Origin of the sequence: Leclercia sp. W6 (assembly GCF_003336345.1) — a bacterium.
GTDB lineage: Bacteria > Pseudomonadota > Gammaproteobacteria > Enterobacterales > Enterobacteriaceae > Enterobacter.
Map to the genome: position 1 here is coordinate 4,514,703 of NZ_CP031104.1, position 14,755 is coordinate 4,529,457.

The following is a 14,755-nucleotide window of genomic DNA, read 5'->3' on the forward strand; positions in this document are numbered from 1 at the left end:
AATCTGATCGTCGCCGGGCGGTGGCCCGCCCGGCACGGGGGTTAGCCCTGACGTTTATCTTCGGTGTTGGTATCAAAATCGCTCGCCGCATGGCGCTCATGCAGCTGTTCGCTCAGCTCGCCATTGGTGCGGTTGACGATACGCCCGCGCTTTACCGCCGGACGGCTGGCGACATCCTTCGCCCAGCGCTGAACGTTCTTGTAGCTTTCGGCATCGAGGAACTCTGCCGCGCCATAAACCTGGCCCAGCGCCACGCTGCCAAACCATGGCCAGATGGCAATGTCGGCGATGGTGTACTCTTCGCCCGCCACGTAGCGCCCGCGTGCCAGCTGTTTATCCAGCACGTCGAACAGACGTTTGGCTTCCATGGTGAAGCGGTCAATGGCGTACTCAATTTTTACCGGGGCATAGTGATAGAAGTGGCCGAAACCGCCGCCAAGGAACGGGGCGGCGCCCTGCAGCCAGAACAGCCAGTTCAGGGTTTCCACACGCCCAGCCGGATCTTTTGGCAGGAAGTGACCGAATTTTTCCGCCAGGTAGAGCAGGATATTACCGGACTCAAACACCCGCGTTGGCGGCGTGGTGGAGTGGTCGCGCAGGGCCGGAATTTTAGAGTTCGGGTTGACATCCACAAACCCGCTGGAGAACTGATCGCCCTCGCCGATGCGGATCAGCCATGCGTCATATTCCGCACCGGTGACGCCAAGCGCCAGCAGCTCTTCCAGCAGAATAGTGACCTTCTGGCCGTTCGGCGTACCCAGGGAGTAAAGCTGCAAGGGATGTGAACCGACCGGCAGGGTTTTCTCGTGGGTGGCACCTGAGATTGGGCGGTTGATGCTGGCGAACGCGCCGCCGCTGTTGTTCTGCTTCCATTCCCAGACTTTCGCTGGCTGGTAGTTATTCTCGGACATGTTGATCTGCCTTTTTGTGGAGGTGTTGAGGCAGTGTAGCAGGTGTTCCATGAACGGTTTAACGAACTGAGCGCATAAGGTTATGCGCTCAGCGGCCGGCCTGCTGGCGTGCTATCGCAGCGGCACAATCTGAGCTGCAAAAACATAATGTTTTACCCGGACATAGAAAACGGGGCCCCTGAGGGCCCCGTTGAAGGTACATATCAATCAGAACGACTTGCGTAAACGCAGGCTGAAAGTGTGGGCCTGGTAACGTTCGCCGGCCTGCAGGTCGTAACGCGCGTCGAAGCTCAGATCGTTGGCCTCGTACAGCGTGGTGCCGATGGCTACGCCAGCCATATCTTTCACCGGAGAAGCACCTTTGGTGATAAAGCTGGTTTCACCGATGGCGTCTGCGGCGTAAGTCGCATGGCTGCTGACCTGGCGGTTATCGTACTGGTGGATCCAGGAGACCTGGGCAAACGGCGTCAGATTACCCAGACCGGTGGAGAAGGTCTTCTCCAGGCGGGCGCCGATATCGCTGACTACCGACTGCGTATGGGTGCTGCTGACATCCAGCGCCATCCCGTTGCCGCCGGTTTCGCTGTAGCCATCCACATGCTGATAACCGTAAGTCAGGCCCGCGAGCGGGGTCAGTACTACGTCGGCTGGCAGCGTGATCGGGTAACCCAGCTCGCTTTGCAGAGTGACCGACTGGCCGTTGAACTTGCCGTGGGCTGCGCCAGAGAAGCCGGTGAAATCGGCGCGGCGGACGGAGCTGTAGTTCTGACGGTTCAGGCCCGCGGAGAGGTTCAGGTACCATGGATTGCCGGTGTAGGCTGCGTAACCAATCACCCCGTAGTTATCGGCGGTAGAGTTGTTGCCGCTCAGGTTGTCTTTACCGTGTACGGAGGTGTTGCTGTAGTTCAACGCCGCGCCCAGACGCCAGGCCTCGCCCAACGCGCGATCAGCACCGATGATCAGGCCGCCAAATTTCGCTGAGTAACCGCTCACTTCGTCACGGCTGTCCTGACGGACATAACCGCCGAACGGCTGACCCCAGACAATCCAGTTTTCTGCGTAGTCATCGCCAGTTGCCACTCCGCTTATGCCAGAGGCCTGTGGATTACGCACGGCATCGATGTGAGCACCCACTACGGCCTGAGCAGTAGAGATGGCAACGGATGTTGCTGAACTGGTGTTGAGGTTCTGGCTGGTAGAGAGACGCTCGCCAACGCGGTTCGCCTCCTGTTCACCTTCAATGGCCAGCGAGGCGTTGTACAGATTCAGCAGCTGCGGAGAAGCGATACCGGAATAGTTCGCCAGCCCGCCAAGTGATGCGGTAGCGCTTGGGATGGTGGCATAACCCTGTTTGCCCGGCTGGGCAGGCGCTGGCTCTGCTGGCGCAGGCTGCGTTGGTTGTACTGGCGGTGTGACGACCGGCGGGACAATCTCAGGTTCGGTTACCACTGGCGGCGTCACTTCTGGCGTCGGCTCCGGCTGGGGTTGCGGCTCTACCGGAGCGGGAGCGATCGGCTCTGCACCCAGGGTTAAGACCAGCGCCTTGCTCGTCGCATCTTCATACACGGTGCCGTTGACCGCACCACGGTAGCCGAGCGCTTTGTAGTTCAGCTGATCGGCATGGTAGTCGGTCTGGGCACCATTGGCGTTGATCACCACATAGCGCTGCCCTTCGGCGAACTTATAGGTGTTGCCGGTGCGCAGCAGGTTGATACTCGATCCCGCGTCGATAGTGGCGTTGCCGCTAACGTTCAGACGACCATACCCGGCATCGGCAAGCAAATCGCCGCTAGCTACGGCTAAATCCGAGACGCCGGAGATGAGCGTTGCGGCCGCTTTCTGATGATAATCACCCAGAATATTGATGCTGTTATTCACCTGCAGGGATGCAGCTTCGTTCAGCACGGTGCCGGCCGTCACCTCGATGTCGTCGCTCATCTGCATTGCCATCAGGCCATACTCAGGGATAACGCTAAACGTACTGACATTATCGTTGAGCAGCAGCGAGCCGTTACCAAATGTAACATTAGAGCCAGTAATGGTGCCCGTCGCGCCATCGATGCCGGTCAGCGTACCTTGGGTGGTGCCACCGTTAATGGTTAATGGCGTCGTGCTGGTGGAGTAAATATCACCGATAATGGTGCCGGTATTGGTGAGGGTTACCGTGTCGCTGTTATTACCGTTAACAAACAGGGCATAGCCTCCACCGCTTAACTGACCGTTATTGACGATGTCGGTATTGCCCTGATTGTTGTTGTTCCAGATGTAAATCCCACTCCAGTTACCCGCAATTTCACCGTTGTTCACAATGGAGCCAATAACGCTATTACTGTTGCTGTTGTTATAGACAGCCGTGTCGTTAGCGCTGATTTTACCGTTATTAACAAGGGAGTTAAGGGTGCCGGAGTTAATAATGCCGAAGGAGCTGCCGTTAATCTTCTCATCATTAACGATAGTATTAATAACGCCCTGGTTGATGATCCCGGAGCTACCGTAATAATCGGTCGTGCCGCCTTCAATTGTTCCGGTGTTATGCAGTGAGCCAATCGTACCGCTGTTAAAAATGGCCCCTTTTTGCCCCATGAATATGCCGTTCTCGTTATTCACAGAAGAGATAAGGCCAGCATTATTCAGGTTATCGATGGTGCCCTGATTGTTGATGCCGCGATAGCCCACAATCTTGCCATCCTCGGTATTAGCCAGGGTGCCGATCGTCCCGGCATTGCTCAACGTACCGTTGTTGTTATACCCGAAAAGGTTGTAAGAGCCCGGAACCCTCTCGAGCGTGCCGCTGTTAGTGAAGGTGTTAATCACACCCGTTGCACCTACCGCCACGACGCTGCCGTTTTGATACTGGCTCAGGCTGGAGATGGTGCCGTTATTGTTAAGTGTATCTACTGTTCCATCAATCTGAACAATATTGTTGTTTAACAATAATGGGTTATCAGCGGTGTCGCTAATCACGCCATCATTAATAAGCGTCGTTACAGTAACGCCCGCGTTCACGGTTAAGGCGTTGGTGGGGTTGCCGGTGATATTTCCCTCATGCGTAATATGCACCAGCTCTTTTGCATCAGCGATCTGAATATTGCTTATGGGCGTGTCGATAATTAACTCAGGAGACGTTGCGAAAGCTTGCGCAGCCGTCGAGGCAACCAGCAGGGAAATCAGCTGGCTAAGGCGTTTCTTTTCCATGGTATTCCGTCATAAGTAGCGATGATTGTGCAAATGCTGTGGCGATTTCTTCGGATTAATCCGATATCTTCGGGCGCAGAATATACAATTTGTTGCCGAAAACAATAAGCTCTGCTTAATTATTTCAGGCTGAATCTATTCCACATTTTTTGTAATGTTTATAATTTGACTTAAGGCTGGTGGCGGAATGAGGATATATCCTCACCTTTTGCAGGGAACATTATTGATTAATTTGTCTTTATTGTTGTGCGGGTGTATTTCTGGCGATCCCAACACCGCCGCGCAACGTATTGCCGGTCAAAGTGGTCTGATCAGTGAAAAATTTGACGCAGATCCCTTCCCGATTGTCGGCTGGTATCGGATCACGCCACCGGTGAACACCTTGCATCTCTATATCGAAGGAGATGGTTTTGCCTGGAAAAACCGCATCACTCCCTCGGATAACCCGACACCACGTAATCCAGTTGGCCTGAAGCTGGCGGCGGCAGACAATCATGCCAGTGTGCTTTACCTGGCCCGGCCCTGTCAGTTTATCGGGCCCCCTTTGCCGGCCAGCTGCCGTGCCAATATCTGGACTCAGAATCGCTTCTCGCCTGCGGTAATTGATGCGATGAACGCGGCGGTTAACCGGGCCGTGGCGCGCTATCCGGGAGTGCAAATCGATCTGATCGGCTACTCCGGGGGCGGTAATATTGCTGCGCTGCTGGCGGCACGTCGACACGACGTGCGCTCCTTGCGAACGGTAGCGGGCAATCTTGATGTGGCGTATGTAAATGCCCTGCATCATGTCACCCCGATGCCCGAAGCGGCGAATGCCATCGAAAGCGTTCCCGCGCTTCGCACACTGCCGCAAATTCATTTCAGCGGGGCAGAAGACACCACCGTGCCGCCCGCCGTTGCCCGGCGCTTTCAGCAGGCGGTAGGGGAGGAATGTACGCGGGCAGAGGTGATCAATGGGATGGCCCATGGCTCGGACTGGGCGGCAATCTGGCCGCAGTTACTGACGCATCAGCTCCCTGATTGTTGAATGAAGGAACTCTCACGTTGGTTTGGCCTGTTAGCGGGAAATAAAAAGAAAATTTGAATAAATAATATTATTGCACTAATAATTCATCACCACCGTTTTAATTTCAGAATGTAATTGTTTCCCAACTAATCGATTTTTAATAAATATAAATATCTTGAAATGCATTTCGTGAATGATATTTGTAATGGTTATTTTTTCAGACGTTAAGAGAAATCAATAATATTGGTGGATTCCTATTTAAACATCAGTAGGTTGTGACTGGGGTCTGCTCCTGTTAATTTTAGCGGTGGTCTTACTTGATCCCATATCTGAAAGACCACAACAGTATTCAATAACGCGTAATGTCACCTTAATCGGGATTTGTCACTGAGCAGGCTCGCCGGGTGGCTCTGGTTTAATTGTTGATTCTGATGCGGTGTACCTTTTAGGGTTCTTGGTCAGGTTAATTCAGATTAGGAAAAAGAGGCTCAATTCAGATATCAAGACCAGAAAGTTTTTAAAAAGGGAACAAAAGTATGATTTCTTCGGATGAGAAAGTTCAACAGCGAGCCAGTATTAAGCTGGCTCCGTTAACGATTGCAATGATTTTAGCCTTACCTGCAGTCGCACATTCAGCAGATTTATCCATGAAAAATGGAAAGATCTACAACGCCAACGGCGTTCCGGTTGTTGACATTAATAAGGCAAACAGCAGCGGTTTATCACATAACGTTTGGGACAATCTGAACGTTGATAAAAAAGGCCTCATTTTCAACAACAGCGCTTCAGCCACCAGTACGCTATTAGGCGGTGATATCCAGGGAAATAGCAATCTGAGTGGTGGTACCGCTAAAGTCATTCTCAACGAAGTTACCTCCAAAAACATGACGACCATCAATGGCATGATGGAAGTTGCTGGCGACAAAGCGGGTTTAATCATTGCTAACCCTAATGGCATCACCGTGAGCGGTGGTGGCAGCATCAACGCCAGCAAATTGACCCTGACTACCGGTAAGCCAGATATTAAGGACGATGAACTGAATGTGACCTGCTCCCCGTTGATTAGTACACCCCGATGTTAGTAATGTCTTCATAAGCCACATGAGGACATCCCCATGAAGAAGCGTTTTTCCGACGAACAGATCATCAGTATTCTCCGCGAAGCCGAAGCTGGGGTACCCGCCCGTGAACTCTGCCGCAAGCATGCCATTTCCGATGCCACGTTTTACACCTGGCGTAAGAAGTATGGCGGTATGGAGGTGCCTGAAGTTAAGCGCCTGAAGTCGCTTGAGGAAGAGAACGCCAGACTCAAGAAGCTGCTTGCCGAAGCCATGCTGGATAAAGAGGCGCTTCAGGTGGCTCTTGGGCGAAAGTACTGACGACAGACCAGAAGCGGGAAGCCGTGATGTTGATGTGTGATGCGACCGGTCTGTCGCAACGTCGTGCCTGCAGGCTTACAGGTTTATCCCTGTCGACCTGCCGCTATGAGGCTCACCGTCCGGCTGCTGATGCGCATTTATCAGGGCGCATCACTGAGCTGGCACTGGAGCGCAGGCGTTTTGGCTACCGTCGTATTTGGCAGTTGCTGCGCCGTGAAGGGCTTCATGTTAATCATAAGCGCGTGTACCGGCTTTATCACCTCAGTGGCCTGGGCGTAAAACGCAGAAGACGTCGTAAAGGGCTGGCAACAGAACGTCTGCCGCTGCTCCGTCCGGCGGCGCCCAATCTGACCTGGTCGATGGATTTCGTCATGGACGCACTTTCCACCGGTCGCAGGATCAAGTGTCTTACCTGCGTCGATGATTTCACAAAGGAATGCCTGACGGTCACTGTTGCCTTTGGGATTTCAGGCGTTCAGGTCACGCGTATTCTGGACAGCATTGCACTGTTTCGAGGCTATCCGGCGACGATAAGAACTGACCAGGGGCCGGAGTTCACTTGCCGTGCACTGGATCAATGGGCCTTTGAGCATGGTGTTGAGTTGCGCTTAATCCAGCCGGGCAAGCCAACGCAGAACGGATTTATTGAGAGCTTTAACGGACGATTTCGCGATGAATGTTTGAATGAGCACTGGTTCAGCGATATCGTTCATGCTAGGAAAATTATTAATGACTGGCGGCAGGATTATAACGAATGCCGCCCGCACTCCACGCTGAATTATCAGACACCGTCTGAATTTGCAGCGGGCTGGAGAAAGGGTCATTCTGAGAATGAAGATTCCGACGTTACTAACTGAGTGTTGTATCTAATCGTGGGGGCAGGTCAGATGTACTGGTCAATAACGCCGGTATTGTCAAAGATGCCCTCTTTGCTTCGATGAGTTTTGAAGACTTTAGCCAGGTTGTGGAAACGAATCTGTTCAGTATTTTCCGCCTGATCAAAGAGGCGATGAGTCTGCTCCGCTCCTCTGAAAGCCCGGCGATTGTAAATGTGTCGTCGATTGCGGCCATTGTCCCAAGTGTCGGCCAGATTAATTACAGCGCCTCAAAAGCGGCCATCCTTGGTTTCACCCGAACGCTGGCTGCGGAAGTGGCTCATTTCGGTGTGCGCGTAAATGCTGTAGCTCCAGGGATGATTGAATCCAAAATGGTTAAAAAAGTTTCGCGCACCGTGGTGCGTGGCGTCACCCAATCCATTCCATTACGCCGTCTGGGCAAATGCGAAGAGGTTGCCAATACCATTGTCTGGTTAAGCTCATCTGCTTCAAGTTATATCGTCGGCCAGACCATCGTCATTGATGGCGGCCTGGTTATGCGGTGATTTATGTCTAAATACAGTATTCCTTCAAAGATATTTCTTGAAATGGGGGGCTGGCGCCAGCCCCTGATGATGGTCGACAGAATTGATGACTTCAAATATGGCGAAAACGGTTATGTAAAGGTAGTTAAACACGTAACGTATAACGACCCATATTTGTTAGGGCATTTTCCGGACGATCCGATTATGCCCGGTGTGATTATTTCTGAGATTTTTGGGCAGGCTAGTGAGTATCTCTCGTTCTTTACGGATATCTGCGATATCTACGCCGAGCGTTATAACGAAGAGCTGAGATCACTGCGGGATATCCATGCGCGTATTACCAGTGATGAAATGCTGGAAATTATCCGCACCCGCCGTGCTCAGGTTCGGGGTGTTCTCGCAGCACAAAATCTGAAGTTTAAAGAGATCGCTTATCCTGGCGACTCGATTGAAGTTACCAGTAAATTGGCTTTTTCTGACAGTAACGGCTTTAAGCACTACGCCGTTACGGCCAACGTCGGCAAAAAGCTGATAAGCCACGGAACCATTATTAATTTCCGTGAAATATATTAATCCTATAAGGGGCTTGAATCATGTCTACTATGAATGACGATATTGAACAGCGCAAAAAGGTTTTGCTGACGATTAAAACCGAAATCATTCAGCGACTGAATATCCAACGCGAAGTATCACAGATTGATGATGACACTGCGCTGTTTGGCAATGGCCTGAAACTGGATTCCGTGGATGCGACAGAGATTGTTGTGTTGTTGGATAAAGTTTTCGATATTAAGGTGAGCGAAAGCGATGACCCATCTTATATGCGAAGCATTAATAGCCTTGCAACATTTGTCATCCAGAAGCAAAACGCTTAACAGGATTAGCGCTTAAAAGGAATTTTGCATGAAATCTCTTTCTGATATTCACTCAAAAAACAACGCCATCCTGGGCGTTTACAATAATCAATCCGTTCCGTCTGCATATCATGATCCGCTTGTTGAATATAAAGCCGTACGTGAAAATGCGCTGCTGGTAGATTATTCACATATGTCGATTGTCAGTGTGATGGGTGAAGATGCCTGGATGCTGGTTAACAATCTGGTTTCTGCGGACATTTCTATCATTCGTGATGAGCAGGGAATTTACTCTCTGGTGCTTAATGAAGATGGCACAGTGCGCGGCGACGTCTATGTGCTTTGCACTTCTGACGGCTATTACATCATGTCGGAAGAACTCCCGGCAGCGGAGATTATCGCGAGCCTGAATAAACTCCTTGAAAAAGCGGATGAACTGGATATCCAGGAAACGCCAGAGATCCAGGATATGCGTGATGAGAACTGGGGCGCAATTATGCTCGAGGGACCTTATTCCTGGGAGATGATGTCAGAAATTCACGGTTTCGATATTATCGGTCTGCCTTATTATGAGTACATGAATACTGATGAGGGATTGATCATCTTCCGCTGTGGGAAACATGGCGAATTTGCTTACACCCTTATTGGTCAACAAGAACAGCTGGTTGAGCAGTGGTTGAAGCTGCTTGAAATCGGCGAGAAGTATCTGATGCAAACCGGTGGTCTGGATTATCAGAAACTGGTGCGAGTGGAAAACCCAGGCTGGAATGCGGCGTTTTACGCTGAATATGGCCTGAACCCTGTCGAATTGCAGATGCAGTGGGCCGTCCAGTACGACAAAGAGAGTTTTGTCGGTAAAGAAGCGGCAGAAGCGTTATCCCACAGCAGCGTTAAGCATAAGATCATTGCCATGATCGTTGAAGGTGAATGTGCTGGCGTTGAGGCTGGCGACACCGTCTTAGCCGAGGGGCAGGCTGTAGGTAAAGTCATTAAAGCCATCTTCTCTCCGGCCCTGCAATGCTTCATTGCTCTGACGCTTTTGGATTATGACTACGCCTGGTCAGATATTAGCGGTTACGCCATTCAAACTAATACAGAAGTCGTCGAGGCAAAAACCAAAAGCATGCCATTTATTTATAACCTGAGCATGCTGGTGAACCCGACCGAGCACAGCTTTGTTGATGCCTCAAAAAACAAAAGTGCTTTGAATTAAATAACAGACCAGCGTACAGAAAAATAAGCGGTTGCCATCATCCGGTTAGTTATCTGTGCGCTGTCAATTCTCTGTAAATATTGGTAGTAACACTTATGAAAATAAGCAGAAAAAGAGTTGTCATTACCGGGATGGGAATCCTGTCATCTCTGGCTGAAAATATGCAGGACTTCAGAGAGGCTCTTCTGAATAAACGCAATGGCGTCGCGGATAGTGAGCGCTTTGCAAAATGGTTTGAAGGGGCAAGAGCTGCTGAAGTTTTGCATGATATCGATTATTCGGAACTTCCGGAAGGCATTGTTGAATCACTCGATAACGCTGCGCTTTGGGCATACAAAGTGGGCAAAGATGCGTTAAACCAGGCTGGCCTGCTAGGAAAGAAAGCCGATCTCAAAGAGACCGGGATGATCGTTGGTGTCTCTTCAGCAGGAACGGAAGCCTTTTTGCCGCTCTTTGAGCAGCGAATTGCTGATTTCTCTTTACGAAAAGCGCTTTTTTCGGGGGGCTTCTCTTCCTGCTGTTCCAGCGTATCCACGCTGCTCGGCCTGAAAGGCGGCGTAGAGCTGGTTGCTACCGCCTGTACCGCCAGCCCTAACGCAATCGGCATGGCGTTTGACTATATCCAGAACGGCAAGAGTAAAACGATGCTGGCCGTCGGCACGGAGCCTATCTACCTGCCGACCTTTGCGGGCTTCTATGCGCTGAACGTGATGCATCCGGAAACCTGTACGCCATTCTCTGGGCAGTCTGGGATGTCTATCGGCGAAGGTGCAGGGGCCGTTGTACTGGAAGAGTACGAACATGCCGTTGCCCGCGGCGCCACCATTTATGGTGAAATTCTCTCTTACGCTACCTCCTGCGACGCATTCCACGAGACCGGGCCCGATCCTCGTGCCAGCGGTGCCGTGCAGGTGATGTATAAAGCGATGGAGAATGCTGGCGTCACGCCGGACCAGATTGAGTACGTTAACGCGCATGGCACCGGTACCGAAGCGAACGATCGCATCGAAACGATGGCGATGAAAAAGGTCTTCGCTAACAACGAGAAGCTGTTAGTCAGTTCTACAAAATCTTACTTTGGTCACAACATTGGGGCGGCAGGGATTGTTGAACTGATTGCTTGCCTGGCTACGCTGCCAGATAAACGCGTTCTGCCAACGCTGAATTTCTCCAAAGCACGCCCTAACTGCGATCTTGATTACGTACCGAATGAGTTCCGTGATCAAAAAATCAACCTGTTCATGAAGAACAACTATGCCTTCGGCGGCAATAATTGCTGCATGATCCTGAGCATGGAGCCTTGTACTGTTCCGGTCACATCCTACGACAGCAAACGAGTAGCGATTTCAGGCGTAGGGGTTATTTCGGCGATTGGTCATTCGCTCAACGAAATCCTTGAAGGCGTCTGGCAGCGCAATAACAAGGTCGAGCTGAGCGGCGTTACATTCCCTGAAGATACGCTGGAAGAAGCGAAAGAGTTGCTCAGTGTTCTGGATAACTCCAGTCAGTTTGCCGAACTGTTTGGTGAAGAGTACAGCTTCAGCAGTGCAAAACTGCCGGAAGAGGAAGAGAACTTTAAAACCTTCCAGGTGACCGGTCTGGAGCCGCGCAAACATCTCCGTCGTTTCGATCCCCGTAAAGCCACACGTGGCGGCACCTTTGCCCTTATCGCGTTGAACGAAGCGCTGGAACAGGCGAAGCGGAAAATCAAGCGCGATGGCGATCAGCTTGGGATGATCATGGGGATGTCCCGTGGTCCGCAGGAAACGACGTATAAATACCTGCAAAGCCTTAAACCCGATCCACGTAAGGTGCGGACTTCAGAGTTCCCGGGCTCGCTGATGAACTCGCTCCCAACCTTCTGCGGCATTTCCGAAGGGATTAAAGGCTACACGACCACGCTGGCGACCGGCGAGAATGCGGCATTAGGTGCCCTGACCTACGGTTATGAAATTGTGCGTCAGAATTTGCAACCACAGGTTATTGTCGGTGGGGCAGATGAGTATTTCCCGTCGATGTCGCTCTATATGGACGCGGTAACGCAAAAAATCCATATGACCTCTAATGCCAGCGACTATCAAATCTATGGCAAAGAGCCAAAAGGTTATGTGCCCGGCGAAGGGGCGTGCATGCTAGTGCTGGAAGATCCGCAAACGGCGGCAGCGCGCGGCGCTGACGTCCTGGCGGAAGTGGTGGGGTACGGTAAATCCTGCAGCAACAGCTTCTTTGATGCCTCAATGATTGATGAAAAATCAGATGCCATGGCGCTGGCTATTGAGCGCGCGTTGGCTGATGCAGGCATCACGGCACAAGAGATCGATCTGGTTTGCGGCACCAGCAATGGCAATGTTGACAGCGCCCAGGTTAAAATCTCTGCTATTTGCAAAACACTTATCGACGCCAATCCGAACGTGCCGGTCGTTAACTACAATGCCTGCTTCGGTTTTGTTCCTTCAGCCGCCGGTTTACTCAATCTCGCCGTCATTATTGACTGCTTTAAGAAACAGTCTGTTCCCGCCATGCCTTATACCGAGGAGTTTTTCGATCAGCGAATTAACTTTGTTCGCGAACCGTTACGTCTTGCGCTTAGGCACGTCTTACTTGTTGGCGCAACAGAAGGCGGGAACTACTACGCGTTTGTGATTAAAGGATAATATTGTGAATAATGCCGCTATCATTTCAGGTTTCAGTTGTTGTTTGTCATTTGCTGAAGACAGTACTCAGTTAATTGAACGTCTAAAGCAAGGGGCACGTGTTGACAGAAAACCCTGGTTTGCATCTGATGAAGAAGCAATTAAATGTGGTTTTGACAGTAATAAATATGTCGGCAGACTGAAACACTTAGAAGATCGCGCATTAGAACAGGTTTATGACCTGATAGAAAAAACGCTCGACCAGGCAATGCTGAGTACGCAATGCCTGGCGGGCGATAACGTCCGGGTCTACCTTACCGGTATTGGTCCGCGCGTGGACGCTATTCATTATAATTCTCTTTATAATAAGAGTGACGTCGAAGATATTGTTTTCGTTAAATCTCTGGCGAAGTTGAATGCAGCGAATATGTCGCAGGATATGTTCTCCGGTAATGTTGCACGTAAATATCACCTACGATATTTACCGCCCAATATGAACTGCACCAGTAATTCATCGTTAACGGCGATTCATCTTGGTTGTCAGGCTATTGAGCATGGCGGGGTTGATTTAGTTCTGGTTGTAAATTGCTCCCAGATTACCACGCAGGATATCTGGTTTCTTGAAACCCAGTCTATGCTGGACAGCCATCTGGTTCAGCCGTTTGGTGAAAACAGCAAAGGCGTACTCTTTTCTGAAGGGTTTAGCGCTCTGCTGCTGGAAAGCGCCAGTCATCGCCAGGCCAGGGGCGTAAAGGGAGGCATAAGTCTGCAAACGGCCTACACACAGATCAGCGCGCGCAGAAGTAATGACATTACCTGGCTCAGTAGCAGTATGTTTAAAGTTATGCAGAAAGCCATTAAAAATGCTGATGTTATTCCGGAAGACCTGTGCGCTATTATTCCTCACGCTAACGGCTCTTCATTAAGCGATAAAGCGGAAGCAAATGCGATAGGCATGTTCACCGATGGCCATGTCATCCCCGTTCTTGCCTGGAAAGGACAGGTGGGATATACCCCTACGGGTTCAGGTATTGTTGATTTAATTATTGGTCATCATTCACTGACCCATAATGAGCTCATTTCTGCGGTAAGCAACGACACGATTATTGATGCCATGGCGCCGTATCTCCTGGTCGATTGCGGTGTCATTAAACATGATAAAAAACATCTGCTGAAAACAGGTGTGGGCGTTGATGGTTCAATTATTAGCGCGGTATTAACGCAGCTCGATAAATAAAAAGGAAGAGTTGAATGTATTTATCCTCATTTGCGCTTATCGAGCCAGAAGACAAGTTTTATTTCTACCAGCCCAGCTGGTTAAATGCCCGGGAAGCCAATCTATATCATCAGGGATTGCAAAACACCCATGCTGCAGGCTGGGGTTTTAAACGTTTCGGAACCGATCCGGAGATCTATCCCGGAGAGATGATCCGTAATCCGAAATACAGCGATTACATCGAAGCGATTGAGCAGGTCGGCGACAATGCTCTGCAATCCCTTTCGCCTAAAGAACGTGTGAAGCTGCTGAAGTCCCGTACGGCATTTATCTACGCGGATTCCTGGGGCGAGTCTGGCCTGTTTGAGAATACCGACAGCGCCTTGCACATCTCAATGATCGATACGCTGCCAAAGAATCTGGTGAAAAAATTTGCGATCAGTGAGCCGACTTGCAAAATTCGCGGCGAGAAACAGGCATTTACCCAGGCAATGCGTGTGGCGCAGGATTATTTGTGCTGGGACGTGTTTGATTACGTGGTGATATGTGCCGCATACCGCGCGGTGTTATCGCTCGTTTTTTCTGACGAAGGTAGCGAACATACGCGCCTGCCAGCCCGCGCGAAGAGTACAGATAACCTCAACTTAACGGTGGAACGTACCGGTTGCTTTATTTTCAGTCAGCATAAAAGCGACATCCGCGTGAGTGGAAATAAATATGTTATAGCCGACAAAATTGAGCACACAGGCGAAATTGACCAGTTCGCTTTCGCCGGCCTGCGTAAAGATCTGCTGATCCGTTCAGACTTATCACAAACTGACACGCTCGATCTTGTTGATATCTACGGCAACAGCGGTTGTTTGACCCCTGCACTGAGTTTTGAATATCTGAACCGGCATCCTCTTGAAACGGGAAAATTACGAACCATCATTCCCGATCGCCTTACTGGTTACAGCTATTTTGATATTGAATTTTGTAAGGAGTAACA

The 14,755-nt window shown here is 50.6% G+C and carries 10 protein-coding genes and 2 pseudogenes; 10 read left to right on the plus strand and 2 right to left on the minus strand.

Annotated features, from left to right (window positions below):
• Positions 1–41 precede the first annotated feature (41 nt).
• Together yghU and DVA43_RS22235 are read right to left on the minus strand one after the other, a co-directional pair.
• Positions 42–911: a glutathione-dependent disulfide-bond oxidoreductase gene (gene yghU, locus DVA43_RS22230; RefSeq protein WP_114316798.1), complete on the minus strand. Its 870-nt coding sequence runs from the start codon at positions 909–911 to the stop codon at positions 42–44.
• A 207-nt stretch (positions 912–1,118) separates the two neighbouring features.
• On the minus strand, positions 1,119–4,106 hold the full coding sequence (locus DVA43_RS22235) for an autotransporter outer membrane beta-barrel domain-containing protein (protein WP_114316799.1): 2,988 nt from the start codon (positions 4,104–4,106) through the stop codon (positions 1,119–1,121).
• Between the two features lie 187 nt (positions 4,107–4,293).
• Between DVA43_RS22235 and DVA43_RS22240 the strand changes: the two genes are divergently transcribed.
• From DVA43_RS22240 to DVA43_RS22285, 10 genes and pseudogenes are all read left to right on the plus strand, one after another.
• Positions 4,294–5,133, plus strand: a complete 840-nt coding sequence (locus DVA43_RS22240) for an alpha/beta hydrolase (RefSeq protein WP_114316800.1) — start codon at positions 4,294–4,296, stop codon at positions 5,131–5,133.
• Positions 5,134–5,714: 581 nt separating this feature from the next.
• Positions 5,715–6,152, plus strand: a pseudogene (locus DVA43_RS22245) (filamentous hemagglutinin N-terminal domain-containing protein); the annotation flags it as partial.
• Between the two features lie 75 nt (positions 6,153–6,227).
• A protein-coding gene (locus DVA43_RS22250) for an IS3-like element ISSen4 family transposase (protein ID WP_087451024.1) occupies positions 6,228–7,348 on the plus strand; the annotation gives its coding sequence in 2 pieces (ribosomal slippage) (positions 6,228–6,486 and positions 6,486–7,348; 1,122 coding nt in all).
• 20 nt (positions 7,349–7,368) lie between these two features.
• Positions 7,369–7,872, plus strand: a pseudogene (locus tag DVA43_RS22255) (SDR family oxidoreductase); the annotation flags it as partial.
• Positions 7,873–7,875: 3 nt separating this feature from the next.
• Positions 7,876–8,424: a 3-hydroxyacyl-ACP dehydratase FabZ family protein gene (locus DVA43_RS22260; protein ID WP_114316801.1), complete on the plus strand. Its 549-nt coding sequence runs from the start codon at positions 7,876–7,878 to the stop codon at positions 8,422–8,424.
• Positions 8,425–8,444: 20 nt separating this feature from the next.
• A complete protein-coding gene (locus tag DVA43_RS22265; RefSeq protein ID WP_147271048.1) occupies positions 8,445–8,726 on the plus strand; it encodes an acyl carrier protein in 282 nt (93 codons plus the stop codon).
• Positions 8,727–8,754: 28 nt separating this feature from the next.
• A complete protein-coding gene (locus DVA43_RS22270; RefSeq protein ID WP_114316802.1) occupies positions 8,755–9,918 on the plus strand; it encodes an aminomethyltransferase family protein in 1,164 nt (387 codons plus the stop codon).
• Between the two features lie 95 nt (positions 9,919–10,013).
• Positions 10,014–12,572: a beta-ketoacyl-[acyl-carrier-protein] synthase family protein gene (locus DVA43_RS22275; RefSeq protein ID WP_114316803.1), complete on the plus strand. Its 2,559-nt coding sequence runs from the start codon at positions 10,014–10,016 to the stop codon at positions 12,570–12,572.
• A gap of 4 nt (positions 12,573–12,576) precedes the next feature.
• Positions 12,577–13,788, plus strand: a complete 1,212-nt coding sequence (locus DVA43_RS22280) for a beta-ketoacyl synthase N-terminal-like domain-containing protein (RefSeq protein ID WP_114316804.1) — start codon at positions 12,577–12,579, stop codon at positions 13,786–13,788.
• A gap of 14 nt (positions 13,789–13,802) precedes the next feature.
• Positions 13,803–14,753 carry an ATP-binding protein gene (locus DVA43_RS22285; protein WP_114316805.1) on the plus strand — a complete coding sequence of 317 codons (951 nt, stop codon included), beginning with the start codon at positions 13,803–13,805 and terminating at the stop codon, positions 14,751–14,753.
• Positions 14,754–14,755: the final 2 nt, after the last annotated feature.

What these genes read in the sequence shown, in the direction of transcription:
- DVA43_RS22265 (WP_147271048.1), top strand. Translation starts at nt 8,445, where the DNA reads ATGTCTACTATGAATGACGATATTGAACAGCGCAAAAAGGTTTTGCTG.
- DVA43_RS22285 (WP_114316805.1), top strand. Translation starts at nt 13,803, where the DNA reads ATGTATTTATCCTCATTTGCGCTTATCGAGCCAGAAGACAAGTTTTAT.
- DVA43_RS22275 (WP_114316803.1), top strand. Translation starts at nt 10,014, where the DNA reads ATGAAAATAAGCAGAAAAAGAGTTGTCATTACCGGGATGGGAATCCTG.
- DVA43_RS22235 (WP_114316799.1), bottom strand. Translation starts at nt 4,106, where the DNA reads ATGGAAAAGAAACGCCTTAGCCAGCTGATTTCCCTGCTGGTTGCCTCG.
- DVA43_RS22260 (WP_114316801.1), top strand. Translation starts at nt 7,876, where the DNA reads ATGTCTAAATACAGTATTCCTTCAAAGATATTTCTTGAAATGGGGGGC.
- DVA43_RS22270 (WP_114316802.1), top strand. Translation starts at nt 8,755, where the DNA reads ATGAAATCTCTTTCTGATATTCACTCAAAAAACAACGCCATCCTGGGC.
- DVA43_RS22240 (WP_114316800.1), top strand. Translation starts at nt 4,294, where the DNA reads ATGAGGATATATCCTCACCTTTTGCAGGGAACATTATTGATTAATTTG.
- yghU (WP_114316798.1), bottom strand. Translation starts at nt 911, where the DNA reads ATGTCCGAGAATAACTACCAGCCAGCGAAAGTCTGGGAATGGAAGCAG.